Raw genomic sequence first — 24827 nt, 5'->3', positions numbered from 1 at the left:
AAGAGTAAGAGCATATACATGCCCTTACTCTTTTTTATAACACCTTACTAAGAAATGATTTTGTACGCTCATGCTGTGGGTTTCCAAAGAGAGCTTCCGGTTTGTCTTCCTCGACAATATATCCGCCATCCATAAAGATGACACGGTCTCCTACCTCTCTTGCAAAGCCCATTTCATGTGTCACCACAATCATGGTCATGCCTTCGACAGCTAATTGTTTCATTACAGCTAATACATCACCCACAACTTCAGGATCAAGAGCTGATGTCGGCTCATCGAATAATAGTACTTTCGGGTCCATTGCCAAGGCTCTTGCAATGGCAACACGCTGTTTTTGTCCACCGGATAATTGGTTAGGGTAGCTTTGGGCTTTGTCTTTTAAGCCGACTTTTTCAAGCAAGTCTAGCGCTTTTTCGGCCGCTGCCTTCTTTTCAATGCCTTTTACCTTTATCGGTGCGATCGTAATGTTTTCTAAAACAGTTTTATGAGGAAATAAATTAAAGTGCTGAAACACCATGCCTACTTCTTGTCGTACTTTATTGATATTCACCTTTGGGTCTGTAATCGTGTGTCCGTGGACAACGACTTCTCCAGCAGTGATATCTTCTAATTTATTGAGGCATCTTAGAAACGTGCTTTTCCCTGATCCAGAAGGACCAATGACACACACTACTTCCTTTTCCTCGATGACTGCATTAATATCCTTTAAGACTTCGTGATCGCCAAAGGATTTCTTTAAGTTTTTCACCGTAATCATACTCATTTGATATCAAATCTCCTTTCTGCGTAGCTAGCCAGTAGAGAAAGTAAATAAATGATCACGAAATAAATGACACCGACAATGAGCCAGACATTCAATGGATCAAATGTAGCCGATGCTTGAACTTGTCCTCGCTGCATAATATCGGCAATCCCGATAATAGATAAGAGAGATGTATCCTTCAAGCTGATGATGGCCTGGTTTGTAATCGCTGGAAGCATGCGGCGGAAGGCTTGCGGAAGGACGATAAAGCGCATGTTTTGTCCCCCTGTAAAGCCTAATGAGCGCGCAGCTTCTGTTTGCCCTTTATCAATGGACTGAATCCCTGCACGAATAATTTCTGAGAAATAAGCCCCTGCATTAATTGCTACTGTTATAATCCCTGCGGGCACTCGATCAAGCGAAATGAATTCCAGTGTATTCAAACCAAAATAAATGAAGAATAGCTGTACGATAAATGGTGTGCCTCGAATGGCATTCACAAAGACGAGTGCGATGAAATTTAAGATTTTAAATGGTGACAGACGGAATAATGCCACAATTAACCCGATGATAAATCCTAAAATGATGGCAACAACAAAGATATATAAAGTGGTTTGCAAACCATCCATTAAATACGGAAATGCATTAATAATTGTATCCATGTTTCTCCCTCCCTAATTCACATACGGCTGACACATAAAGAAAGCGCGCTCGGAGCGCGCCTCGCTTGTGTTATGACTTCAAATATTTATCAATAATTTTGTCATACTCACCGTTTTTCTTTAGGTTCTCCAGACCTTTATTGATTTTCTTCAATAGGTCTTGATTTTTCCCCTTCATGACAGAGATACCATACTGGTCTCCATTCAAGCGGTCTCCAACTGTTTTCAATTTTAAATCTTGTTGTGCGATCGCATACGTAATGACAGGATAATCCTCAATTAAGGCATCTGCATTTCCGTTTGATACTTCCTGGAACATAGATGGGCTGTCATTAAATTGAACGACTTCATACCCATATTTATCTGCGTTATCAGAAGCGAACTTTGCACCAGTCGTCCCGTTTTTAACAGCTAGCTTTTTCCCCTTTAAATCATTAATTGATTTGATGCTGCTGTCCTTTTTCACAACAACTGTCAGCCCAGCGTCGAAGTAAGGATCTGAGAAATCTACTTTCTTCTTACGCTCATCTGTAATACTCATCCCGCCCATTCCAACATCAAGCTGTCCTGCCTGCATTGCTGGAATGATACCTGAGAAGTCCATAGCTTCCAGCTTCACTTTGAAACCTTGATCTTTCGCGATTGCATTAATTAAATCAACGTCTATGCCTTCATATTTACCGCCCTTTTCAAATTCAAATGGCGGATACGTTGTATCTATCCCAATTTTATATGTGCCTTTGCCTTCTCCCGAACCACTGTCCGACTTTGATCCACAGGCTGCCATGACAAGCACAACAATTAGTCCCATGATCAATAACATCGATTTCTTCATAAAACACGACCCCCATTGTCAGTTTTGTCTAAATATTCGCAATAACAATAATACTATAACACGCTAAAGCTATAGTGTGTGATGTTTTTTATCAATACCAAAGATCCATACAATTCTAGATCAATAGTCTCTTTAAATTTTACTTTTTTGCGAATAACTCATTTTATTCTAAAAGAAGAGTCATTCACAATTATAATGTAAGATAATCTTACAAAAAAATGAGGCAACACCTTGATTAATGATGTTTCTTTCTAGTATACGAAAGCAAACTCAATAACCGGCTTCCTCTCTTTATTGATATTGTAGTATATTTTTTTCAAAACCCTCTTTTTACCTAAAAATATGTAAGCGTATACAAAATGTCGATTCTCCCTATTTCTTTCACTACTGGTTGAATTTACATCAAAAAACATGTTTTACAAACTGCATGAGAGAGCTTAAAATATAAGAAGATACTGGAATATGGAAAGTTGATTCAAAAGAACGGATTTTGATAGATGAAGAAAGGAGGATATGAATTGGCAGAAGCAGGTGTTTTGTCGTCCGTTGATGTAGCAAATATGCTCAATGATTGGTATGTCATGATGAAAAAAAGAGAGATACAAGGTGCCATCCAGTTAAAAGAAGACATTCTTCAGGCGTTTGATCGAATGGAAGAAAATCAAGACGTCTTACTTTACTATCAACTGCTAGAGTACCGTTTTAAAGATCTAATAGAAGATACAGCTTCGTTAGATCATAGTCTTTTTGTTGATGAAAATGCCATCCGTACGGATGATATGCTCAGCTATTATTTCTATTTCTTTAAAGGGATGTATGAAATGCGCAGAGGCAATCAGGATACGGCATTTCACCATTTAAAATTGGCCGAGGATAAATTAGATCTCGTGCATGATGACATTGAAAAAGCCGAATTTCATTATAAAACAGGGTGTCTTTACTATAATATCAGGTCCACGCTTCTCTCCATCCACCACTTAAAGAAGGCTTCATCTATTTACGACGCAGATCCATGTTATGTGAAAAAATCAATCAGCTGTCAAATGATGCTTGCTTTGAATTATGCGGATCAGTCGAAATATGATGAGGCAGAATCGTTGTTCAAAGAAGTGATTCATTCACTAGAACAGATGGAAGATCCAGATTTGCTTGGACACGCCTATTGTAATGCAGCCTTTATTAAAAGTCTAAGAAATGAATACAGTGAAGCTGTGCCACTCCTAGAAAAGGCTTTAATGATAGAAACATTCGAAACTTCTTCTCCAGGCGGCTATTTACTTGCCATGTACGCCTACACAAAAGCACTATTTAAGCTAAAAAAGCCAGGTTTGTTCCACTATTATGTACAGCTTTCACTTCAAAAAGCAGAAAATTTAAAACAACGAAACATTTCACTTAAATTATCCATTTTAGAAACACTTATGATTCAGCCAGACAACATGATTGAGCAAATCAAGTCTTATTGTGATCAATTAGAATCGATGAATTTCCTTGTTGATCTTGAAGCTATTTGTCAGGATGCAGCTGCTTACTTAATGGATCTTGGACTTCATGAAGAATCCTCTTATTTTAGAAACAAGGCGTTGTCCTTAAAAACTTGTTAAGAATATGGAGTGATGTATGATGAAGAAATGGCTTATCACAAGTGCGATTTTTACCCTCTTGATAACAGGTGTTTCTATTGGTGCTTCCGTTCAAAAAGACAGCAAATCTGCACAATCTCAAGATATCATTCAAAAGAGGGATCGTGGAACCAACCCTTAATATGAAAAAAGCAGCTGTGATCAAAACAGCTGCTTTTTTATGTGTTAATCAATTTCTCGTTTGATATTTTGCATTTTTTCATCTAAGTAATGGGCAATATCTGCGGCTTCCTTCAGTTCATCAGTCAGTTGATGAGGAACATCGTTTTGCAGTTTATAATAGATTTTATGCTCTAGACTCGCCCAAAAATCCATCGCTATGGTCCGTACCTGAATCTCAACCTTCACATACTCCACACGATTCGTTAAGTAGACAGGAATCTCAACAATTAAGTGAAGGCTTCTGTAGCCATTTGGTTTCGGATGTTGAATGTAGTCCTTCACTTCAAGGATCTTTAAATCCTCTCTTTGCCTCAATACATCCATAATGTTATAGATATCTTGAATAAAAGAACAGATGATGCGGACACCTGCGATATCATGGATATGCTCCTTGGCACATTGTGTCGTGATGTCGCATCCTTTTCTTGCTAGTTTATTCACGATGCTTTCAAAGGATTTGATCCGTGATTTTGTATGCTCTATAGGGTTATGTCCATGGATTAAATTATACTCCTGACTGATAATCGAAAACTTTGTATCCATTTCATCTAATGCAAATTTATATACTAATAGTTCATTTTTCCAGTCTTCCATGACATTTTTCAAATCTTCAACATGAGTTGCTGACATATTCATTTTCTTTGTCATCTCCTTTTGGGAAACGGCAGCTGTACCGCTTTCCGTTTACTAGACGGAGAGAGGACTCGAATGGTTTTAAAAAATACGCAGTTAGCCTCTTTGTTTGTAATATGTCAGCGCCAGTGCAAGAGCCAGCACAGAACCTTTCACAATATCCATTGCATAATAAGGAACAGACATCATCACAAGCCCATTTTGTAAGATTCCGATGAGTACAGCCCCGATAAAAGTACCAAATGCGTTTGGCTTACCTGCTCCCATGACGGAAAAGCCGATAAAAGCAGCCGCTACTCCATCCATTAAATATGGTGCCCCAGCATTAATTTCTGCTGTCATTACCCTTGATGCCAGCACGATACCTCCGATCGCTGCAAATAACGCAGAAAGCAGATAGGCCGCAATTTTGTATTTGTTCACATGAATGCCAGACAATCGAGCCGCTTCTTTATTCCCACCGATGATGTACATGAATCTGCCATGCTTTGTGTAGGTCATGAAAACATGCGCAAATAGAACAATGGCAGCCATAATGAGAATGATATATGGCACCTGTCCGATTTTGCTGAAAAAGGCAGGGATCGTTCCTGTTGAAAACGTACCATCAGGCAGCACCATATTTTCAGAAATGGTCGCCCCTTTCGTATACGTTTGAGCCAGCCCTTGAATGATAAACATCATGGCTAATGTCATGAGCATATCTGGAATTTTCATTTTGACGATCATCCATGCATTTAACAATCCAACAATGATAGAAGCCGCTAGTGCAGAAAGGATGGCAATCAGTGGGTTTTGCGAGAACCATACGAACATCGAAATGACAATAGCATTTGACAGCGTAGCGACTGATCCAACTGATAAATCAAAACCGTTTACTGCTAATGAGATGGTTAAGCCCACCGCAATGATGGTCACAATTGAGATAGACCGTAAAATATTGATGATATTTCCCGATTGCAAAAACGCTGGATTCGCTGCCGCAAATACCACAATCAACACGACAATGGTTAAAATCGTCCCATATCGATAAAAGAAATCAAACAGATGAAAGGATTGCCGCTGTTTTTTGATTTGCTGCACAGGGGCTGGAATTTGTTGTTCGCTCATGATTGTCCTCCTGTTGAATGATATAAAAGCTCCTCTTCAGTCGTCGGTGCAGTCATTTCCCGGGCAATGCTGCCATCATATAACACGTATACTCGGTCAGCGATACCTGCAATCTCTGACAGCTCACTCGACGCATAAATGACAGATTTTCCGCGGGCGGCAAGCTCTGCGATTAAAGTGAAAATATCTTTTTTCGCTCCAACGTCTACACCTTTAGTTGGTTCATCAAAGAGATACACATCTGCCTCAGCCAGCAGCCATTTTCCGATGGCAACCTTTTGCTGATTTCCACCAGAAAGGTGCTTCACCTTTGCTTCAAGAGACGGCGTTTTGACACCAAGCCGTTTGACGATGTCGCCTGCTCCCTGCTTTTCCTTCGAACGATGTAAGAAGCTGAATATCCGTGAAAATGAATGAAGACTTGCAGCCGTTAAGTTCCACCCCACGCTCTCTTCGGTCAGAACCCCTTCTTTTCTCCGCTCTTCCGGCACAAGGGCTATTCCAGCTCTCACAGCTTGATGAGGCGATGTGATGTGAATGGTTTGACCATGCAGCTGCACAGTCCCCGTCTTTTTTTCTGAGGCACCGAAAAGGGTTTTGCACAATTCTGTTTTTCCAGCACCGACAAGTCCTGCGATTCCGAGAATTTCTCCTTTTTTGACATAAAAGTGAATGTTGTTTAATTTGTTTTGATCGTTTAGCTCTTTCACTTCAAGCACAATAGGTGCATCTTTCAAAGGTTTGCGAGACGGGAATTGTTCCTCTAATGGCGCACCTAGCATTTCTTCAATGACTTGCTGCGGATTTGTGTCTTTGACAAGGTGGGCTGCAACATCCGTTCCATTTCGCATCACTGTCAGTTCATCACAGATGGTGAAAATTTCGGGCATGCGATGGGAGATAAACACGATCCCTGTCCCATGCTGTTTCAGCCGATCAATCATGGAGAATAATTTGCTTGTTTCTGCATGACTAAGCGGAGCTGTTGGTTCATCTAAGATTAAAATGCTGCATTGAATGGAAACGGCCTTAGCAATGAGCACCATCTGTTTTTCAGCAAGGGTCAGATCGCTGACAAGTCGTTTTGTGGAGATGTCGATGTCCATTTCTTTTAATAGCTGAGCCGCCTTGCGATGCAGCTCTTTCCAGCTGACAAATGTTTTTTTCTCAATCTCATGCATCATCATATTCTCGCCAACACTTAAGTAGGGAACAAGAGCCGTATCCACTTCTTGATGGACCGTCTGCACACCATATGAGGATGCATCCTTTGGGGTTTGAATAGTTGCCGCCTGGCCATTGATGTGGATGGTTCCGTCGAAGTGGGAATGAGCGCCAGAAAGAACCTTCATTAACGTAGACTTCCCTGCACCATTTGCTCCAATTAGTGCATGGACCGTCCCTTTTTTTAATGTGAAATTCACTTGATCTAAAGCTTTGACCCCTGGGAATTCAATTGAAATATTTTTCATACGAACAAGCGGCGCTGTCATGGGTGTCCTCCTTCTCTTGATATCATCTGAAAAACGAAACACCCTCTATGGAAAGAGAGTGCACGTCGCTTATTTTGTATAATGCTTCTTCAAGGTCTTCATCCAATCTTCCTCAAAAGCAGTCGATGAACCGAATCCCTTCACTTCGTCTGCAAGATTGACCATGTTAATGGCTTTTCCTGCTTGTTGAAGCTGCTTTTGCGAGATGAGAGAGGCCTCAAGGTCATAGGAAGATGGTGTTTTCTCACCAGCTATTTTCTTCGCAAGAATCCTCACGTCGACTGCGCCGATGAGCTTCGGATCAACCGCTGCTGTGTACTTCCATGGACTGTCCTTCGCTGTCATTTCTTGAAGATCAGCATTTGACACATCAATCCCATAAATCTTCACTTCTGTTCTTCCTGCTTCCTTTAACGCTCTTGCTGCCCCAATGGCAAAGGCATCCCATGTGGCAAAAATAGCGTCCAGTTTGCCCTTTGGATACTTATTCAGCATGGCTGCTACTGCATTTTGCGTTTGAACAGACGTATCAGAAGAGGCTACACCAAAGCGGTCAAGCTCCTTGATCCCTGAATGTTGTTTAAGCGTTTCTTGATAGACCTTGTTTCGTCTCACCATTGGCGGGAATCCATCTACCCACAGGTACGCAATATTTGCTTTTCCTTTAAAATCAGACACGAGCGCGTCTAATGATTTTTTCGCTAATTGTTCGTCATCTTGAGACGTCACTGTGACTCCTTTGATGTCCTTTAGCTTAGGATTTGAATCAAATGCTACAACTGGAATGCCTTTCGCTGTGATCTTTTTCACATCAGCGACTGTCGCCTCGTCGTCCCCGTGAGAGATGATAAAGCCATCATAATTTTCCTCCAGCGCCTGAGAGATGGCATCATGGAATTTTGCTGTATCACCATTTGCGGTGTAGACATCTACCGTAAAGCCGAGTGCTTCACCTTCTGCCTTCGTTCCAGCTAAAAATTGAGCTGTATGATCGTCTCCTCCAATTTTGCGGATCACTTTAATTTTTGCCCCCTGTCCCTTTGCAAATCGCTTCGGTACATTGTCAAAAGAGACTTTTTCGTTTGCATTTGCCTTTGAGCCTGCACTTGATCCAGTGCCGCAGCCAGATAATAGGACGGTTAATGCCGTTAATAAGACAAGAAATGATGTAAAATGCTTACGCTTCATTGCTGTTCCTCCTCAAGTTGTTTTTATTTTTCACATCGGAAAACTAGGTAAAAATGTGGTAATACGCCTGTAAAAACAGGCATTTTATTCGAAAAAGAGACGAAAAAAGCCTCTCTTGGAAAGAGAGGCTTGATCACCGTTGCATGAAACATGTATCGGGAAGTCTTCCTCTCTTATCTGTCAAAGCTGTAACAGCTTTGCAGGAATTAGCACCAATTTCTACAATAGAAACGGTTGCTGGGCGTCATAGGGCCAGTCCCTCTGCCTCTCTTGATAAGAGATCCGTTATGAAATTTGTTTTCGTTGAAATGTCTTCTTTACTTTAATGTGATGTCACATCAATGTCAATGACTTTTTTGAAAATTTCTAAAATATCATCAGCTTCCGATGATTTTCTTAGCAGGTGATGATTTCTTCAGACGGAAATCATATTTTTTCTCATTCACAAATTGTGGGTTGAGATGGGCTGATCCTTTATCTTGACCGCTTTTAGAGAGATAGGTATTGTAGCCTTCCATCCATTTCCCACGCCAAATCCACTGTGATGCTTTCGCACCTTTGCGGTCATCATAAACGTTCTTCTGGAAGGTATTCTTTTGGTTCACTTGATAAAGATTCACGACTAAGTAATGCGAGGCGCTAGCCGTCATGATATTATTCGTGATTCGATTGTTCACTGCTTGATACTGCATCAGCAATTGGCCGCCTTCTAAGCCGGCTGTGTCATTTTTGTACAAAATATTATGTGAAATCGTCGTATTGGTTGTACCGCCACGCTTCTTATCATAGCCGCCAATAGAAATGCCTGTATAACGGTTTAAATATACTTGATTGTGTTCGATGCGGATGCGATCTGCCATTTTTCCTTTATGTTCGCTTGTGACTTCAATCCCCAGGTCATTGTGATGTGAGATGTTATGATCGATCACAATGTCTTTTCCGCCATCAACATAAATTCCGCCAGCGGAGATGTCGCTTCCATAGGCTGGGTTCCCTGCACTCGTAATCTCATATACTTTGTTTCTAGAGACGACTCCATTTCTAACTTGATCATACTTTTTAGAGGGTGCTACGTTCTCAAAACCAATTAAATCAATGCCAATATTATCAGTGTGCCGGACCGTGTTATGTGTCACACGGAACTTTTTGACGTTTCCATTTAGCACGAGCGCTTCACTGAAGCCCAGTTTTAATTTTTCAACGGTATTTCCTTTGATTTCAATGTCTTCTATTGCTGCAGGAGCTTTTGTCCCATAGACAGCAATTCCATGTGCATTTCCATTTTCATGTTTCGTCTGAATGTCATACACTCGGTTATTGAGCAGTTTTACGCCTTTACCGCTTCCTTTGATGAAAATACCAACTGGTGTTAAATCTTCTTTATTCGTCTTAAGATGTCCTACAGTGAGGCCTTTGAGGGTGATGTAGCTCTTTTGATCGATCGTGACAAGACCTCCATCGGCTTGATTTCCTTTAAGGGAAGCCCCGCTAATCACAGGCTTTTCTTTTCCGTAAGCTTGAAAGACAACGGGTGCTTTCTTTGTTCCGGAATGGCGGACAATCAATTTCTCTTTGTATGTACCGCCTCTCATGTAAATGGTTGTCCCAGCCTTCGCCATACTTGCTGCTTTTTTCAGCGTGCGGAAAGGTTTTTGCTTTGTTCCCGGGTTTTTGTCGTTTCCGTTTACCGCTACGTAATAAGCTGTGCTTTGCTTAGCACCAGCTTCCTCTGTCATCGCCTGACAGCCAAAACTGATCATGGACATGAATACAATGAGTAAAATGCTTGGTATCACTCGTTTCATCTTGTTGTTTGCTCCTTTCCCTTCTCTTCTTCCTTTATCGGTTAAAAAAAAGAGGATTAAAATATGACAATGTCCCTTGCAATGTACTAGTCAAAAGGTGTATGGTTGAAAGAATATCTTACAGGAAAACCATTCGTTTTTAAATTGTCAGATTAATCAGTTAATAATGTATTTGGATTTTATTTCTTTTTTAAAAAGGGGGGACTTGAGCCAAACTGACAGCAGAGAGAAGGAAAGCGCTTTAACAGATTTTTCTTGTCTGAATTCCAGAAAACCTATTGCTAATATTTTGTGAAGGTATAGAATAGAATCATAATTATTTCATATTATTAGAATTTTCAAATAATCAAACAGCAAGGAGATTTACAATGCCAAAACAACCCATCCGCGTTGAACTTAGTTCAACAAAAAAACCAAAACCTCAATCTGATCAACTTGAATTCGGAAAAATCTTCACAGATCACATGTTTGTGATGGATTATTCAATTGATAAAGGCTGGTATGATCCAAGAATTATTCCTTATCAGGCTATTCCAATGGACCCAGCTTCGATGGTCTACCATTATGGTCAATCTGTTTTTGAAGGCTTAAAGGCTTATGTTTCTGAGGATCAAAAAATTCTCTTATTCCGTCCGGAAAAGAACATGGAACGCTTAAACAGATCCAATGACCGCCTGTGTATTCCGCAAATTGATTCAGAAACAGTATTAGAGGGCTTAAATGAACTCATTCGCATTGATAAGGATTGGGTACCTGATGCAGAGGGCACTTCCTTGTATATTCGTCCATTCATTATTTCCACTGAGCCGTATTTAGGCGTTGCACCGTCTAGCACGTATAAGCTGATCATTATCTTATCTCCAGTGGGATCATACTATAAAGAAGGCATTCATCCGGTCAAAATTGCCGTTGAAAATGAGTTTGTCCGTGCCGTTAAGGGTGGAACAGGAAATGCCAAAACAGCTGGAAACTATGCATCAAGCCTTAAAGCACAGCAAGTGGCTGAAACGAAAGGATTTTCACAAGTTCTTTGGCTTGATGGGGTCGAGAAAAAATACATTGAAGAAGTCGGCAGCATGAATATCTTCTTTAAAATCAACGGAGAAATCGTGACGCCTGAATTGAACGGCAGCATTTTAGAAGGCATCACACGTAACTCTGTACTTGAGCTGTTAAAGCATTGGGGAATTCCAGTCACAGAGCGCAAAATTTCAATTGATGAGTTAATTGAAGCACATCAATCTGGCGAGCTTGAAGAAATCTTTGGGACTGGAACGGCGGCCGTGATCTCTCCTGTTGGGGAATTAATTTATCATGATCAGCCATATGTGATCCAAAATGGTCAAACAGGCGAAGTATCCAAGAAATTGTATGAAGCCATTACTGGCATCCAAAAAGGAACACAGCCAGACATCTTCGGCTGGACAGTTGAAGTTGACTCGGTCGTCAAGCAAGCATAAGCATGTAAAAGAACCTTTCATTCACGAAGGGTTCTTTTTTGTTTATTAACCTCTCCAATATACCTTATAATGGTAATAAATTAAGGAGGGATGGTATGTTTTTTACTTATCTATTAGCGTTCATTGGGATCTGTATCGGATCGATGATCGTCGCTACTGGTTTCGACGATTCACCGTTCCTCACCCGATTTCTATTTAAGGCGTTTGGGATTTCTATCCTTGCTCTTTCCATCTCTTTTGTAAAGGTTAGACGAAAGAAGTTACAGAAACAAAAGGCGAAAAAGACTTAGTTGACTCGTCTGCTTCCCATCAAATCGTGCACCAAAACAAGACCGATACCGCAACAATTGCCCCGACGTATATCCACTGTTTCCCCTTGATGCTCCGCTTTCTATCGATCAGTAAAAAAATCTCTGGCAAAAAGATGATTATGATTTCTAGGATAAAGACAAGATAGTAAACAAGCGGCATCGGCTGGAAATCAAACTTTCTTGCATCTCCTCCAATCGTTGCGAAATACATCAACAGATTGGTCACTGGAATGGTGAAACAAACAAGCAGGCGGAGAACATAAATCCACACATAGTCCTTATGCCGAATGAGACCAACAAATGAAGCAATAAGGCCATACAAAAACAAGATCACTGTGCCATAACTCATGACAGGCTGTACGACAAATCCGTAAAGCATTAAACCAATTGCAACCATATTCCAACAGTCCTTTCTTTGAAGCCATACATGCTGTTTTTTCTATCATACACTTCTTTCTCCAGTTTCCATATGAAGAAATCATAAAAAATGACCCCATAAAAGGGGTCACTCATTATGTGTTAAGCTTTGACTGATTTGAAGAATTGCGGTAAATACTCACGGTGCGCTTCAAGCATTTCATCTAAAATTTGCTTTGCAATCTCGTCTGAAGGGACGAGCGGGTTGATCGTCATCGCAACAAGAGCCGTCTCGTAATCTCCAGTTACAGCCGCTTCAGCTGCCACACGCTCGAATGATTTGATTTGTTGAACGAGCCCTCTGACAGCTACAGGCAGATCACCTGTCGCGATTGGCTTTGGTCCGTCCTTCGTAATGATACAGTTTACTTCAACAGCTGATTCAGCCGGAATGCTGGCAATCGCCCCTCTGTTCACTGTATTAACTGGTTGAATGTCGTGCTTATCATTATAGATGGAGCTGATTAAGTTACAAGCCGCATCGCTGTAATAAGCCCCGCCTCTTTTTTCGAGCTGCGGTGGTTTAATCGACAAATCAGGATCTTTATAGAGCTCAAATAGTTCCTTCTCGACCTGCTGTACAACCTCCGCTCGTGTTCCTTTTTCTTGAGCCGCCTTTTGTTCTTCTTCCAGCATATCTTTCGTTTTATAGTAATAGCGGTGATACGGACATGGGATGACCCCTAATCCTTTCACAAAAGAAGGCTCCCAGTTTTTCGCTTCAATGTTTTTCATGGACCACTGGCTGTTTGGATTTCCTAGTTCATCAAGCACTTGATCCATAATGCTGACCCCGTCTAAATATACGTCTAATCCATAGACCATGTGATTGAGACCGGCAAACTGTACCTCAATGCGTTCTACATCCACTTCAAGCGCCTTAGCGATTCCCATTTTGATCCCAATCGGCACATTGCATAGACCGACGACTTTTTTGAGATTCGTGTAGCGTAAAACAGCTTCTGTGACCATGCCGGCTGGATTCGTAAAGTTCACAAGCCATGCGTCTGGGCAAAGCTCTTCCATATCCTTCACAATGTCTAAAATGACCGGGATGGTCCGAAGGCCTTTAAATAAACCGCCTGGTCCATTCGTTTCCTGACCGATGACGCCATATTTAAGCGGTATTCTTTCATCCTTTGCCCGTGCTTCCAGCAGTCCTACACGAAATTGTGTCGTCACAAAATCTGCGTCCTTCAAGGCTTCCCGTCGGTCAAGAGTCAGGTGTACCTCAATCGGCAGACCTGCTTTTTCGACCATACGTTTCGCCAGAGCGCCCACGATGTTTAACTTTTCCTGACCCGCTTCAATATCCACAAGCCATAATTCCTTTACAGGCAATTCATGATATCGTTTAATAAACCCTTCGACGAGCTCAGGCGTATAGCTCGATCCACCGCCTATTGTGACAATTTTGATTCCTTCTTTCATGAATTGACACCTCCGAGTTGCTTCATTTTTTCATGGAGCTCAATGATTTCTGCTGCGAGCTCCTTAACGGTCATTGCGTTCATGAGATGATCCTGCGCATGAATCATGAGGAGGCTAATATCCGTCTTTTCGCCTCTGATTTCTCCTTGGATCAGCTCTGTCTGTGCGTGATGCGCCTCATTTAACGCGTCTTGTGCTTCCTGCATTTTTTGCTTCGCCTCATCAAAATTACCTTGCTTTGCACACGTAATGGCTTCCATCGCTGAGCTTCTGCCATTTCCGCCGTGCAGGATGAGTTGAAACACAATTTGTTCCATTTCCATCGGCCGCATCCCCCTTGTTCCCTCTATTACATGCTGACAACATTTTCATCAGTTGATGCTTTTGTTTCTAGTTCACTTTCTTCTTTCAATTTCTGCTTATCCCACATTCTAAAGAATGGGTAGTATAGAGCAAATGACAACGCAAGGTTAATCAGCTGCATGACAGCACCAGAGATTTTGCCTCCTGTGGCGAGATAGCCTGAAATGATTGGCGGCATGGTCCATGGAACAGCAATCCCTGCAGGTTTTGCCACAAGCCCTGTGCTCATTCCGATATATGTGGTGATGATCATCATGATTGGCGTAAGGATAAATGGAATGAGAAGCATTGGGTTCATCACAATCGGCATTCCAAAAATGATCGGTTCGTTGATGTTAAAGATGGCTGGCCCAATGGCAAGGCGGCCAAGCTGTTTCATTTGTTTACTTCTGGCACGTAAGATCATGGTCAGCACCAAAGCTAGCGTTGCACCGCTTCCGCCGACGTTGATGAAGATTTCAAAGAACTGCGCTGTGAAAATATTCGGCAGCACTTCTCCTGCTTGAAATGCAAGACGGTTCTCATCCATTGCACCGAGCCAAATTGGCCCCATGACGCCCCCGACAATGGTTGCTCCGTGAATACCACATGCCCATAGGAGCATTTGCACACCCATCGCAACGATACTGCCGCCTAAGCTGCCACCAAGAATGGAAAGCGGTGTACCAATTAAGACCGTGATGATATTATGAATACTCTCAAAAGGTGTCATCTCAATCACAAGTCTAGCGACCCAGATCAGCGTGATGACCACAAAACCTGGAATAAGTGCAATAAACGATTTACTGACTGCTGGCGGTACACCATCAGGCATTTTGATGACGATATTCCGCTGTACAATAAAGCGGTAAATTTCGGTTGAAAGCATGGCAATAATCATGGCAACGAATAAGCCTTTACTGCCCATCAGTGTGACAGGAATGCCCCCGCCTACTAGGATAGCTTCTGTTGAGCCTTCAGGTGTGAAAGGTACTTGATATGGAGTAGCCAAAAGGAAAGCCGCAACAGCGATCGCACCAGATGATAGTGCATCAACGGCATACTTTTCAGCCAGCCTGTAAGCAATCCCGAAGGTTGCAACAAGTGCCATAATGTCAAAGGTTGCATTAACAGGATAGGATAGTTTCGTGGCCCATTCTGCTCCGAAGATACTTGCCATAAAATCGCTGTATCCTGGGATCGGAAGGTTGGCTAAAATGAGAAACAGTGAACCGACAATAATGAGAGGCATCGTTAAAACAATACCGTCACGCAATGCTTGTAAATGTCTTTGAGCGGCAATCTTCCCTGCAAACGGCATGACCTTCTCTTCTAGAAATCGGTTGAATCCATTCATCCCCTCCGCCCCCTTTATCCGTTCACTAGCTGTTCAGCAGATTTTAAAACCTCGGCGCCATTACATACGCCATAATGCACGGTATTAATTACGTCTACTGGTATTCCTTTTTCTTCTCCGAGCTTTTTCATTTGCGGTAATAAATATCGAACCTGAGGTCCTAATAAAAGCACATCGGCTTGATCAATATGATTTTTCGCAGAATCTCCAGATACTGCCCAAATACGATAATCTTTTCCTTGTTCTTGTGCGCTTTTCTCCATTTTTGTGACAAGTAAGCTTGTAGACATACCTGCTGCGCAAACCAATAAGATATTCATGTGTAAACGCCCCCTTTTCAAAGTGTGAAGCTATTCTTTACACATTCATCATATTATGAAACCGCTTTCATAAACACCCATACTTTTTCCTTTAGGAAGCGGAAAAAGTTAATATCACACAGTTAGTTCTTGTACGAAGGAGCCTTTTTATACATGATATCAAGCATGTCTTCAAATGTATCACAGGCGATCAGGTGCTGAATGAATTTCACATTATGCACAAGCTCCCCCAGCAGGCGGTACATGCCTTTTAAATCTTTGGCATTCTCTTTTTCGACACAAAGCAGGCAGACAAATTGAACCTTTTTCTCTCCCCAAATGATTGGTTTTTCTAATGTACATATCGCCCAAAACGTCTCATCTGTCAGCGGTGTCATCGGGTGCGGAATCGCCGTATAATGTCCGAAAGAGGTAGGAGCAGCCTCTTCTCTTTCCATGACAGATGGTGTGAGCTCAGCTGGCGCTAATCCCATATCGATGACTTTTTGCGTTAAAAAGGTGATGACCTCTTCTTTTGTGTGAAAGGCGCGTTTTGTAAAAACCAATTCCTTTTTCATATATTGCGAGGCCAATGTCACCCTTGTTTCACTCGTCAGGGCTTCTTCAATTTTTAAAAAATCGCCGCCTCCCAAAATGGTGTTCACTTGAATGACTGGAACCGGTAATTCCATATGAATTGGAATGGTTGTAATAATTAAATCCAGTGCATGTAAAGAGACATGCGGAAGCGAATATAGCTCTGCTGTTCCTAAAATGGTCAGTTTTGATCCAAATTGTGAACGCAAACGATCCTGCAGCAGCCTTGCACTCCCTGCACCAGACGCACAGACAATGAGACACCGCTTCGGCGGGATCTCCATTTTCCTCCGCTCTAAAGCCGCACCAAAATGAAGCGCCATATATCCGATTTCATTCTCATGAATACTCAGCCCCTCCTCTTCTTCAAGGACCCTGCTGGCGATAATCCCCGCTTCAAAGGCAAGTGGATACCCCGCTTTTATTTCATCAAGCATCGGATTTCTTAAGTTCATTCCATATTTACATCGGTTGATGGCAGGCTTTAAGTGCAGACTCAATCCAATCATTAGTTCCGTATCGCCGGCTAAATCAAGCTGCAATTTTTGATCAATGGCCTTCAGCATGAGCTGTACAAGCCGACTCGTGTCATCATCGACAATTTGTTTTTGACCGCTCGAGGAAAAGGACTGTACCATTTTGGCTGTTCCTAGTAAATGAATGGTGATATAGACGATTTCCTCTTGTGGAAATGAGACATCCAGCAGCCCTTCAAGACGCTCCACCATTTTTTTAGCGACCTTGTATTCTTTTGCCCGCGGAATTTCGCTGATTTCCTCTGGAAGAACAGATACATAGTTTCCGTGTCTAATTCGTTTGCAGGCAATAGCAACATGAACGATTAAATTATTCATGCAGATGTCTGATAGATTCATGCCTTCCTCATTGATATAATCTATCATTGTTTTCTGAAGCAATTCGAGTTCATGCTTTGGCAAAATGGTGACCGCTGTATTCAGCATCGTTTGATAAGAACGACGTTCATTGAATAAATATTCTGACATGCAATAACGAATTTTCATCTCTGATCCCTTGATCCGGCAGCCTTTGCTCGGCTTCGCTTCCAGCTTCAGATCAAAGGGCTCCAGCTTACGTTTGACCGATTTCACATCGTTGCTCATCGTCGATTTACTAATAAACAGCTGCTCCTGTAAATCCTCCAGCTTCACATAGGATTCTGCCAAAAGAAGCCTTTTTAAAATAAACCGAACTCGCTCCTCTGGCAGCACAGCAAGCGGCTCTTCCTGCTCAACCTCCTCCTTCATAAAACGGCGAAAGGCATTCTCATCGTTGATCAACAGCTCATAGCCAGCTCCTCTTACAGCTGTTACAGCTGCTTGATAAGGGGCAAGACGGTCGTTCAGTTCCTTTATGTCTGTACGAATGGTGCGGCTTGTCACTTGTAAACTGGCAGATAGTGCAGCGCTTGTGAGCGGGGTCTCAGCTGCCATGAGCTGACTTAAGATGTGCGCCAGTCTTTTACTCAGCATCAGATCGGCCTCCTTATGTAGGGGTGGAGAATCTGCCTTGTCTGGACAGGTTGTATACGCTTGCAGTTCTCTTCATTACTCATATTCTACTGAAAAGAAATAAAAATTGCCAACTCATTTATATGACAAATGCCCCTATTTATACAACTAACCATATCTAATGTCCTATGAATCTTTTTGAAAGATACTTGCGAAAACCACGAAAAAAAGGCGTACACCATCGTGTATCCGCCTTCTTTATGAAGAGATCATCTGGGTAAAGACAACCAATCTTTTTTCATGCGTGCCTGCTGCATGATCAAATGTCCCTGTACAAGTGATTAAATTGAGATTCCGTGTAAAGGCGTATCCAAAAAACGCATTGGGCTTCTCCTCACGCGGATAGCTTCTTACTTTTATGACTTCAAAGGTTCGCCTTTTTCCCGATGAGGACGTGACGATCACCTTGTCACCCTTTTTTAGCTCCTTTAATCGATAAAATACCGATGGCCCCCATTTATTATCTACATGGCCATTCATGACGGCATTCCCTTTATCCCCCGGTTTTGGACCATCTTCAAACCAAGCCGTGTTGTCTGTATAATGAGGGACACCCATACTGCCATCCTTTAATAAAGCTGTTTTCTCCACTTTTGCTTTGACATCAATAGCGGGAATGGCGATTTCAGTTGGTACTATACCAGATGGCTCGTCTTTAAATGTTTCGTGTGAGTGGTTCTGTTTCTCAGCTTGATGTGTGGTCATTTCCTTAGAAGCTGATATGTTTTTTGAGGATGACGATTCATCCATTGACTGTGATGAACAGCCTGTGATGATGAGAAATGAAAGAATGCTGAGCAGCCAATTCTTCATCTAAGCCGGCCTCCTTTTGAAGAAAGGAACGGCACGATTGTGCACGTTCCCGTCTGTCTTTATGAGTTAGAATTTGATGCCTTACGGCGATTAAGGAAGAATGCACCTGCCACGCCGCCTGCGAGGATCAAACTTGCGATCATTCCCGCAAATGCTTCATAGGACATGCCTAAAGGACCGGCTGTGCCCCCCATACCTGTTTTCGGCATTTCATTAGGCATGTTCGATTTGAACAGCTCAGGATGCTGATCAACAATCGCTGCTGCGACATCCTGACCAACCATGAACATATGACCATAAGCCTCTCTCACTGTCGGGTAAAGCTGATCATATTCGCCATTATGGTAAGACGTATACGTTTTGATCAGCTCATCAATATGTGTTTTCAAACCAGCTTCTAAATCTGCTGCCTTCAAACGTCCATCTGTCGCTTGATCTAGGAATTTCGCTTGCTTCATTCGATACGCATCTAAATCTTTGACAGCCTTTTCTTTTGCTTGATGATCCCCTGATGCATCCGCTTTGACATAATCAACTAAGTAACCGATATGGCTTGACCAAATGTCTTTGAATTGTTTGCCTGCATCCTTACCATAAACAGATGCAATTGCAGCAGATAAATCATTTGTGTTTTCATTTAAAGCCGCGGCTGCTTGCTTAAAGTCTTTACTGCCATCATTTCCTTTTTGCATGGCAACTACTGCAAGTGCCAAATGCTCTGAGAACAAGTAGTTTAAATCTTCACGAAGATCCGCTGCTGGTGTATCCACTGACTTTTGATCAAATTTCCCAGGAAATTGATCTGTGATGGCCCATGACACGCCTTTTCCTACCTCAAACATATGATGAATGGATTTTCTCACCGTTTCATAGGTCGTATCAAAATCCTCTTCAGTGTAGCTGTCAAACGCTTTTAGCAGTTCATTCACATGCATCTTCAAGCCCTCTTCAAGCTCACTTGCTTTAAGTCTGCCGTCTGTTGCTTGATCGAGCATATCGGCTTGTTTCATTCGATATTGGTCAAGCTGCTTGATCGCTTTCTTTTTACCTGCATCATCTTTTTTCGCTGTGGCTTGTACATAGTCAACAAAGTAGCCGATATGACTTGACCAAATGTCTTTGAATTGTTTGCCTGCTTTTTTACCATACACAGAGGCTATTGCATCTGATAAGTCATTCGTGTTGTCATTTAAAGCCGCCGCTGCTTGATCGAAGTCTTTACTGCCGTCAATTCCTTTTTGCATCGTGATCACCGCTAAATAGGCATGCTCTGAAAACAGCTGATCTAGTGCTGCTCGAAGATCTGTTGCTTTATTTGAAACCTCCTCTTGTGACGAAGACGTCTTCTTCGCCTCCCCATGCATATGTCCTTCATGTGCACTTGCGCTATGAGCCGCTGGGAATAGTAACGCTGCGCTCAGTGGAATGGTTAACATTGCTTTCTTCATGTTCATCTTTTATTTCCTCCTCTTTCCGTTTGTTATGTACTTAACGGAGAGAGGGATGAAATGGATCATTCGATTCTATTATTTTTTTTACAACACAGGATCTGTATGTTTGCATAAAAAAAAAGCCGGATTATCCGGCTGATACGTTACGACGTTTAGATGCTTTTCGCTCTTTATATATTTTCCTCACCACTGGATAAATCACAGGTGCCCATTTGACAATTTGTTTCAGCCATTTTTTCATTTCTCCCGCGCCTCCTTATTGTCATTCTTAAAGGACGATTCCCCATCTTGTCATGAAATAAACAGGTGCGGGAGAGCAGGAGTTAAATCACGCCTTGTGCAATCATGGCATCTGCCACCTTACGAAATCCTGCAATATTTGCTCCAACCATGATGTTCCCTGAGTGTCCATATTCGTCCGCTGTCTCTGTACACTGACGATAAATAGACTGCATCATTTGTTTCAGCTGATCATCTACTTCTTCAAATGTCCAAGACATTCTTGCACTGTTTTGCGCCATTTCCAGTGCTGAGACACCTACTCCGCCAGCATTCGCCGCTTTTGCCGGCGCAAACAAAATACGATTCTCTTCAAATACTTTGACCGCCTTAAGAGTGGACGGCATATTGGCTCCTTCTCCAACAGCGATGACACCATTTGCCACAAGCTGCTGTGCATGCGCCTCTGATATTTCATTTTGTGTTGCACATGGCAGCGCAATATCACAAGGAACGGACCAAATTTGTTCACAATCTTCAATTAATTCAGCATGCGGGTGAATGTCTATGTATGCCCCAATCCGCTGATTCTCGACTTCCTTCAGCTGCTTAATGGTCTCAAGTGATATCCCTTGAGGATCATATATTGCTCCGCTTGAATCACTGCAAGCCACAACCTTACCGCCTAATTCCATTACCTTTTCCATTGCATAAATAGACACATTTCCTGAGCCCGACACAACAACTGAACGCCCTTCAAATTGGAGCCCATGTGCTTTCAGCATTTCCTCCATGAAGTACACCAGTCCGTAGCCTGTCGCCTCTTTTCTCGCTAAGCTGCCTCCGAATCCAGGGCTTTTCCCCGTGAGTACACCCGCTTCATAAGCACCGCGCATTTTCTTATACTGTCCGAACATATAGCCAATTTCGCGTGCTCCTACACCAATATCACCTGCTGGCACATCTTGATCAGGTCCAATATATCGGCCGAGTTCACTCATAAAGCTTTGAACGAAACGCATGATTTCTCCATCAGATTTTCCTTTAGGGTCAAAATCCGATCCGCCTTTCCCTCCACCGATCGGCATACCAGTCAGTGCGTTTTTAAAGATTTGTTCAAACCCTAAAAACTTGATAATGCTTGCATTGACGGTTGGATGGAAACGAATTCCTCCTTTATAAGGACCGATGGCACTATTGAATTGAACCCTAAACCCTCGATTGACTTGTACTTTGCCCTCATCGTCTACCCATGGCACTCGAAATATCACAAGCCGCTCAGGTTCAATGAGCCGTTCTAAAATGCCCTGTTTTTCATACTCTGGATGCTTCGCAAAAACTGGGACGAGTGATTCCAGAATTTCTTTTACCGCTTGCTGGAATTCCTCCTCGCCGGGATTTCGTTTTTCCACCTCTTCTAACACACGGTGGATGTAGCTTTGTGCTGTTTGTGCTGCTCGATCTAAGGTCAACATGTCGCATCTGCCTCCTTGTAGATATCTCCACACTTTTAATTGTTAGATTTTCTAACGCATATTGAGATTAATTTAACACCAATTGTAAAATCTGATCAATATTGATAACAGATGAAAATGATGCCGAATTGAGATAGATCAAGCAGCCGCAGCAATTGACTTTAAAAATAAGCGCTCAAGGAATGACTAATGTGCTAGAAACGAACAAGCGGATGTTTCTCATCCCGTTTTCTTTGACAAATACATGAATCATGATGAATTTCTAGCTTGTTTTCCAACGAAAAAAGGGTCAAAAGTTTGATCGGATGCACTCAATCTTTTCGGAGCTTCCCGCCTCTTTTTCGATCAGGTAGCACGACACAAAGCCAATATAAAATAGAAGACGATGGAAAGTTAATGAGACCGACAATACCCCAGAACCACTTGTAACGCCCTCTTTTCTTTGCATCCATAAATAAAAGAAAGCCCTGTGCAAACAATAACGGCAAGACGCACAATAAGATGATCATTTCTGTCTGACTCATAAGGAAGACCCTCCTTTGATATGTTGATATTCCTTGTAGCCAACAATAAAGCAGATGGGTACGCTCACTATTTGGAGAAGAATGAAGATGATAGGCAAATGGGTAATGGCAGCTGCAAAGAGTGCCAGAATGGTCAAACTGATCAAAACGTATGCCAGCACTTCTTGTTTAAAACGCCTTTTCTCTTGTTCCTTCGCCTGTTTCAACATCATCATGACAGCCTGCTCACTTGGCTGTTTCACTTCAATTTGTTCATCTAGCTGCTGCAGCTCTTCTTTTAAACGTTCGGTCAAACGATCTTCCTTCATACATCCCACTCCTTTCGAATTTTCTTTAATCCATGATGAACCCTCGATTTCACAGTGCCTTCTCTCATTCCGAGCATTGAAGCCATTTCTGGGTAGGTAAAGCCATAATAATAGTGCAGAATAATGGGTGCTCGCTCCTGAGCCTTTAATTCATTTAAAGCATCCCACATGTCATGCCATGTGTTCCCCTTTTGCTGAACGTTCCATTTGAAACGGCGTATGGCCTCCTGATTCGCTTTTCCTTCTCTCAATTGTTCACGTTTTCTTTTCTTCTGGTGATCTAAAAATTGCCTAGATGCAATCGAAATGAGCCAGGTTGAAAATAAGGCATCTCCTCTAAATGAAGAAAGTTTCATATACGCTTTCAGCATCGTTTCTTGCATGATTTCCTCTGCCAGCTCTTGTTGAAGGGTCAGCTTCAACATATATCGGTAAAGAAAGGAATAATGATGCCGATAAAGGGCTGTAAACGCAGCATCATCGCCCTGTTTTGCCCGCTGAATCAATAATGTCTCTTCTGTCTGCTCCAAACACGTCCCTCCTTTCTTTTCTTCTCTTACTCATGAGACGACACGAATGACAATACCGTTTAAAATAGACCTTATTTTTTAGCATAACTTCTATGAAACCCATTTTATATGCCATTTTTTCTTATGTAATGATTATGGCATTCCTTCTTCTCTAACAAAATGATGCGTTTTGATTTTCTAGCAAATGGAGAGCCTCCTCTCCATAATCATGATGTCATCCACATACCTATCGACAATGGTCCTTATCTCATGAAGATGAAATAAAATAATCATTGGCTTAGCTTCCTAGAAAATCATGGGATACGCTGCGCCTATCCTTAGCCGATGATACCTTTTTGCATGCTATGCTCTTCCTACATTCCAAATGAGGCGATGCTTGTGAAGGAAGGAGGATTGGGTGAATCACAGCTTATTTTGGAAACGTTTTCATTAAAACAAAATAGAGAATGGAGATGTTGACTTTGAAGAGAAAAGTTCCAATGTTAGCCGGTGTATTAGCTGTTGGTCTCGTCACTTCATTATTTGCACCAAACGGGGAGGCAAAGGCAGCAAACAAATACCCAGAAAGCCCTTCTATTATGGCCAACTTTAATCAACAAGGCTTCTCCACATTAAATGGCGGCACAACAGGCGGTGAAGGTGGTAAAACCGTCACAGTCAAAACTGGAAATGAATTATTGGCTGCCCTCAAAAATAAAGGAACAAACGAAAAATTAAAAATTGTAGTAGACGGGACGATTACCCCTTCTAATACATCAGCCAATAAAATCGATGTGAAAGATACAAATAATGTTTCGATCGTCGGTAAAGGGACGAACGGTGAATTTAATGGGATTGGCATTAAAGTATGGCGTGCCAATAACATCATCATCCGCAACTTGAAAATCCACCACAGCAAAATCGGTGACAAAGATGCAATCGGGATCGAAGGCGGTTCTAAAAACATATGGGTCGACCATAATGAACTGTACAACACATTGAATTCTGGGAAGGATGACTACGATGGTTTATTTGATGTCAAAAATGACTCTGACTATATTACCTTCTCGTGGAACTATGTACATGACAGCTGGAAAACAATGCTCATGGGCAGCTCCGATAACGATAACTATAATCGAAAAATTACGTTCCACAACAACCGTTTTGAAAACCTGAACTCTCGTGTACCGTCTATGCGCTTCGGGGAAGGCCATGTCTATAACAACTATTATAAAGGCATCTTGGCAACAGCGATTAACTCACGTATGGGCGCAAAGATGAGAATAGAACACAACGTATTTGAAAACACCAATAATGCCATTGGAAGCTGGGACAGCCGTCAAGTTGGAACATGGCATGTCATCAACAACTCTTATATTAACAGCACAGGCAGTCTGCCAACATCTTCAACAGGTACGTATAACCCTCCTTATAACTACTCTTTGCTTAACGTGAACAATGTGAAATCAGAAGTGATCTCAAATACAGGTGTTGGTAAAGTAAACCCTTAAA

The 24827-nt window shown here is 42.0% G+C and carries 26 protein-coding genes and 1 riboswitch; of the genes, 5 read left to right on the top strand and 21 right to left on the bottom strand.

Features of this window, described 5'->3' with window-relative positions:
• Positions 1 to 34: 34 nt before the first annotated feature.
• The 3 genes from AMR95_RS12715 to AMR95_RS12705 form a co-directional block, all read right to left on the bottom strand.
• Positions 35 to 763, bottom strand: a complete 729-nt coding sequence (locus AMR95_RS12715; RefSeq protein ID WP_039182423.1) for an amino acid ABC transporter ATP-binding protein — start codon at positions 761 to 763, stop codon at positions 35 to 37.
• Positions 760 to 1404, bottom strand: a complete 645-nt coding sequence (locus tag AMR95_RS12710; RefSeq protein WP_024423856.1) for an amino acid ABC transporter permease — start codon at positions 1402 to 1404, stop codon at positions 760 to 762. The genes AMR95_RS12715 and AMR95_RS12710 overlap by 4 nt, the downstream gene beginning before the upstream one ends.
• Before the next feature lie 70 nt (positions 1405 to 1474).
• Positions 1475 to 2239 carry a transporter substrate-binding domain-containing protein gene (locus tag AMR95_RS12705; RefSeq protein ID WP_024423857.1) on the bottom strand — a complete coding sequence of 255 codons (765 nt, stop codon included), beginning with the start codon at positions 2237 to 2239 and terminating at the stop codon, positions 1475 to 1477.
• A gap of 518 nt (positions 2240 to 2757) precedes the next feature.
• Here AMR95_RS12705 and AMR95_RS12700 point away from each other — a divergent pair.
• Positions 2758 to 3843 carry a Rap family tetratricopeptide repeat protein gene (locus tag AMR95_RS12700; protein WP_058838469.1) on the top strand — a complete coding sequence of 362 codons (1086 nt, stop codon included), beginning with the start codon at positions 2758 to 2760 and terminating at the stop codon, positions 3841 to 3843.
• 19 nt (positions 3844 to 3862) lie between these two features.
• The gene (locus tag AMR95_RS19255; RefSeq protein WP_180272453.1) at positions 3863 to 4003 is read left to right on the top strand and encodes a hypothetical protein; all 141 of its coding nucleotides are present in this window, start codon (positions 3863 to 3865) and stop codon (positions 4001 to 4003) included.
• Between the two features lie 44 nt (positions 4004 to 4047).
• Here AMR95_RS19255 and AMR95_RS12695 read toward each other — a convergent pair whose 3' ends face one another.
• From AMR95_RS12695 to AMR95_RS12675, 5 genes are all read right to left on the bottom strand, one after another.
• Positions 4048 to 4680 carry a GTP pyrophosphokinase gene (locus AMR95_RS12695; RefSeq protein WP_039182427.1) on the bottom strand — a complete coding sequence of 211 codons (633 nt, stop codon included), beginning with the start codon at positions 4678 to 4680 and terminating at the stop codon, positions 4048 to 4050.
• Between the two features lie 93 nt (positions 4681 to 4773).
• Positions 4774 to 5787, bottom strand: a complete 1014-nt coding sequence (locus tag AMR95_RS12690) for an ABC transporter permease (protein WP_058838468.1) — start codon at positions 5785 to 5787, stop codon at positions 4774 to 4776.
• The gene (locus tag AMR95_RS12685; RefSeq protein WP_058838467.1) at positions 5784 to 7280 is read right to left on the bottom strand and encodes a sugar ABC transporter ATP-binding protein; all 1497 of its coding nucleotides are present in this window, start codon (positions 7278 to 7280) and stop codon (positions 5784 to 5786) included. The genes AMR95_RS12690 and AMR95_RS12685 overlap by 4 nt, the downstream gene beginning before the upstream one ends.
• Before the next feature lie 69 nt (positions 7281 to 7349).
• The gene (locus tag AMR95_RS12680; RefSeq protein WP_041087658.1) at positions 7350 to 8468 is read right to left on the bottom strand and encodes a sugar ABC transporter substrate-binding protein; all 1119 of its coding nucleotides are present in this window, start codon (positions 8466 to 8468) and stop codon (positions 7350 to 7352) included.
• Between the two features lie 170 nt (positions 8469 to 8638).
• A riboswitch (SAM riboswitch) is annotated at positions 8639 to 8748 on the bottom strand.
• 97 nt (positions 8749 to 8845) lie between these two features.
• Positions 8846 to 10273 (bottom strand): DUF1565 domain-containing protein, encoded by a 1428-nt coding sequence (locus tag AMR95_RS12675; protein WP_058838466.1) that lies wholly within the window; start codon positions 10271 to 10273, stop codon positions 8846 to 8848.
• Positions 10274 to 10641: 368 nt separating this feature from the next.
• Between AMR95_RS12675 and AMR95_RS12670 the strand changes: the two genes are divergently transcribed.
• Together AMR95_RS12670 and AMR95_RS12665 are read left to right on the top strand one after the other, a co-directional pair.
• Positions 10642 to 11733: a branched-chain amino acid aminotransferase gene (locus AMR95_RS12670; protein ID WP_039182437.1), complete on the top strand. Its 1092-nt coding sequence runs from the start codon at positions 10642 to 10644 to the stop codon at positions 11731 to 11733.
• A 95-nt stretch (positions 11734 to 11828) separates the two neighbouring features.
• Positions 11829 to 12023: a hypothetical protein gene (locus tag AMR95_RS12665; protein WP_058838465.1), complete on the top strand. Its 195-nt coding sequence runs from the start codon at positions 11829 to 11831 to the stop codon at positions 12021 to 12023.
• 19 nt (positions 12024 to 12042) lie between these two features.
• Here AMR95_RS12665 and AMR95_RS12660 read toward each other — a convergent pair whose 3' ends face one another.
• The 13 genes from AMR95_RS12660 to sigY all read right to left on the bottom strand — a co-directional run bounded on the left by AMR95_RS12660 (position 12043) and on the right by sigY (position 23336).
• Positions 12043 to 12441: a hypothetical protein gene (locus AMR95_RS12660; protein WP_058838464.1), complete on the bottom strand. Its 399-nt coding sequence runs from the start codon at positions 12439 to 12441 to the stop codon at positions 12043 to 12045.
• Between the two features lie 122 nt (positions 12442 to 12563).
• Positions 12564 to 13892: a 6-phospho-beta-glucosidase gene (locus AMR95_RS12655; RefSeq protein ID WP_058838463.1), complete on the bottom strand. Its 1329-nt coding sequence runs from the start codon at positions 13890 to 13892 to the stop codon at positions 12564 to 12566.
• Complete coding sequence (locus tag AMR95_RS12650; RefSeq protein ID WP_039182451.1) at positions 13889 to 14215, bottom strand: PTS lactose/cellobiose transporter subunit IIA; 327 nt, start codon at positions 14213 to 14215, stop codon at positions 13889 to 13891. Before AMR95_RS12650 ends, AMR95_RS12655 begins: the two co-directional genes overlap by 4 nt.
• 26 nt (positions 14216 to 14241) lie before the next feature.
• On the bottom strand, positions 14242 to 15591 hold the full coding sequence (gene celB / locus AMR95_RS12645) for a PTS cellobiose transporter subunit IIC (protein WP_024423868.1): 1350 nt from the start codon (positions 15589 to 15591) through the stop codon (positions 14242 to 14244).
• Positions 15592 to 15605: 14 nt separating this feature from the next.
• Positions 15606 to 15911 carry a PTS sugar transporter subunit IIB gene (locus tag AMR95_RS12640; RefSeq protein WP_003214824.1) on the bottom strand — a complete coding sequence of 102 codons (306 nt, stop codon included), beginning with the start codon at positions 15909 to 15911 and terminating at the stop codon, positions 15606 to 15608.
• A gap of 122 nt (positions 15912 to 16033) precedes the next feature.
• Positions 16034 to 17977, bottom strand: coding sequence for a BglG family transcription antiterminator (locus AMR95_RS12635; RefSeq protein ID WP_058838462.1), 1944 nt, complete (start codon positions 17975 to 17977; stop codon positions 16034 to 16036).
• A gap of 237 nt (positions 17978 to 18214) precedes the next feature.
• Positions 18215 to 18829, bottom strand: a complete 615-nt coding sequence (locus AMR95_RS12630; protein WP_058838461.1) for a class F sortase — start codon at positions 18827 to 18829, stop codon at positions 18215 to 18217.
• A 59-nt stretch (positions 18830 to 18888) separates the two neighbouring features.
• Positions 18889 to 20283 (bottom strand): hypothetical protein, encoded by a 1395-nt coding sequence (locus tag AMR95_RS12625; RefSeq protein WP_058838460.1) that lies wholly within the window; start codon positions 20281 to 20283, stop codon positions 18889 to 18891.
• Positions 20284 to 20407: 124 nt separating this feature from the next.
• The gene (locus AMR95_RS19415) at positions 20408 to 20521 is read right to left on the bottom strand and encodes a hypothetical protein (protein ID WP_223250414.1); all 114 of its coding nucleotides are present in this window, start codon (positions 20519 to 20521) and stop codon (positions 20408 to 20410) included.
• 82 nt (positions 20522 to 20603) lie between these two features.
• On the bottom strand, positions 20604 to 21974 hold the full coding sequence (gene gdhA / locus AMR95_RS12620) for an NADP-specific glutamate dehydrogenase (RefSeq protein ID WP_039182467.1): 1371 nt from the start codon (positions 21972 to 21974) through the stop codon (positions 20604 to 20606).
• A gap of 311 nt (positions 21975 to 22285) precedes the next feature.
• The gene (locus tag AMR95_RS12615) at positions 22286 to 22498 is read right to left on the bottom strand and encodes a hypothetical protein (RefSeq protein ID WP_039182469.1); all 213 of its coding nucleotides are present in this window, start codon (positions 22496 to 22498) and stop codon (positions 22286 to 22288) included.
• Positions 22495 to 22806, bottom strand: coding sequence for a YxlC family protein (locus tag AMR95_RS12610; RefSeq protein ID WP_058838459.1), 312 nt, complete (start codon positions 22804 to 22806; stop codon positions 22495 to 22497). Before AMR95_RS12610 ends, AMR95_RS12615 begins: the two co-directional genes overlap by 4 nt.
• Positions 22803 to 23336, bottom strand: a complete 534-nt coding sequence (gene sigY / locus AMR95_RS12605) for an RNA polymerase sigma factor SigY (protein WP_058838458.1) — start codon at positions 23334 to 23336, stop codon at positions 22803 to 22805. The genes AMR95_RS12610 and sigY overlap by 4 nt, the downstream gene beginning before the upstream one ends.
• A gap of 479 nt (positions 23337 to 23815) precedes the next feature.
• Here sigY and AMR95_RS12600 point away from each other — a divergent pair, with 479 nt between their 5' ends.
• Positions 23816 to 24826, top strand: a complete 1011-nt coding sequence (locus AMR95_RS12600; protein ID WP_442854365.1) for a pectate lyase family protein — start codon at positions 23816 to 23818, stop codon at positions 24824 to 24826.
• Position 24827: the final 1 nt, after the last annotated feature.

Origin of the sequence: Bacillus sp. G1(2015b), assembly GCF_001482475.1 — a bacterium.
Classification (GTDB): Bacteria; Bacillota; Bacilli; order Bacillales; family Bacillaceae; genus Bacillus; species Bacillus safensis.
This window is presented reverse-complemented; position numbering and strand designations above follow the sequence as displayed.

Bases quoted from the DNA above. Each gene is read 5' to 3' on its own strand.
- AMR95_RS12705 (WP_024423857.1), bottom strand. From the start codon at position 2,239: ATGAAGAAATCGATGTTATTGATCATGGGACTAATTGTTGTGCTTGTC.
- AMR95_RS12695 (WP_039182427.1), bottom strand. From the start codon at position 4,680: ATGAATATGTCAGCAACTCATGTTGAAGATTTGAAAAATGTCATGGAA.
- AMR95_RS12665 (WP_058838465.1), top strand. From the start codon at position 11,829: ATGTTTTTTACTTATCTATTAGCGTTCATTGGGATCTGTATCGGATCG.
- AMR95_RS12660 (WP_058838464.1), bottom strand. From the start codon at position 12,441: ATGGTTGCAATTGGTTTAATGCTTTACGGATTTGTCGTACAGCCTGTC.
- AMR95_RS12670 (WP_039182437.1), top strand. From the start codon at position 10,642: ATGCCAAAACAACCCATCCGCGTTGAACTTAGTTCAACAAAAAAACCA.
- AMR95_RS12635 (WP_058838462.1), bottom strand. From the start codon at position 17,977: ATGCTGAGTAAAAGACTGGCGCACATCTTAAGTCAGCTCATGGCAGCT.
- AMR95_RS12675 (WP_058838466.1), bottom strand. From the start codon at position 10,273: ATGAAACGAGTGATACCAAGCATTTTACTCATTGTATTCATGTCCATG.
- AMR95_RS12655 (WP_058838463.1), bottom strand. From the start codon at position 13,892: ATGAAAGAAGGAATCAAAATTGTCACAATAGGCGGTGGATCGAGCTAT.
- AMR95_RS19415 (WP_223250414.1), bottom strand. From the start codon at position 20,521: ATGAAAAAATGGCTGAAACAAATTGTCAAATGGGCACCTGTGATTTAT.
- AMR95_RS12625 (WP_058838460.1), bottom strand. From the start codon at position 20,283: ATGAACATGAAGAAAGCAATGTTAACCATTCCACTGAGCGCAGCGTTA.
- AMR95_RS19255 (WP_180272453.1), top strand. From the start codon at position 3,863: ATGAAGAAATGGCTTATCACAAGTGCGATTTTTACCCTCTTGATAACA.
- gdhA (WP_039182467.1), bottom strand. From the start codon at position 21,974: ATGTTGACCTTAGATCGAGCAGCACAAACAGCACAAAGCTACATCCAC.
- AMR95_RS12615 (WP_039182469.1), bottom strand. From the start codon at position 22,498: ATGAGTCAGACAGAAATGATCATCTTATTGTGCGTCTTGCCGTTATTG.
- AMR95_RS12710 (WP_024423856.1), bottom strand. From the start codon at position 1,404: ATGGATACAATTATTAATGCATTTCCGTATTTAATGGATGGTTTGCAA.
- AMR95_RS12685 (WP_058838467.1), bottom strand. From the start codon at position 7,280: ATGACAGCGCCGCTTGTTCGTATGAAAAATATTTCAATTGAATTCCCA.
- AMR95_RS12600 (WP_442854365.1), top strand. From the start codon at position 23,816: ATGTTAGCCGGTGTATTAGCTGTTGGTCTCGTCACTTCATTATTTGCA.
- celB (WP_024423868.1), bottom strand. From the start codon at position 15,591: ATGAATGGATTCAACCGATTTCTAGAAGAGAAGGTCATGCCGTTTGCA.
- AMR95_RS12650 (WP_039182451.1), bottom strand. From the start codon at position 14,215: ATGGAAATGGAACAAATTGTGTTTCAACTCATCCTGCACGGCGGAAAT.
- AMR95_RS12630 (WP_058838461.1), bottom strand. From the start codon at position 18,829: ATGAAGAATTGGCTGCTCAGCATTCTTTCATTTCTCATCATCACAGGC.
- AMR95_RS12690 (WP_058838468.1), bottom strand. From the start codon at position 5,787: ATGAGCGAACAACAAATTCCAGCCCCTGTGCAGCAAATCAAAAAACAG.
- AMR95_RS12715 (WP_039182423.1), bottom strand. From the start codon at position 763: ATGAGTATGATTACGGTGAAAAACTTAAAGAAATCCTTTGGCGATCAC.
- AMR95_RS12610 (WP_058838459.1), bottom strand. From the start codon at position 22,806: ATGAAGGAAGATCGTTTGACCGAACGTTTAAAAGAAGAGCTGCAGCAG.
- AMR95_RS12640 (WP_003214824.1), bottom strand. From the start codon at position 15,911: ATGAATATCTTATTGGTTTGCGCAGCAGGTATGTCTACAAGCTTACTT.
- AMR95_RS12680 (WP_041087658.1), bottom strand. From the start codon at position 8,468: ATGAAGCGTAAGCATTTTACATCATTTCTTGTCTTATTAACGGCATTA.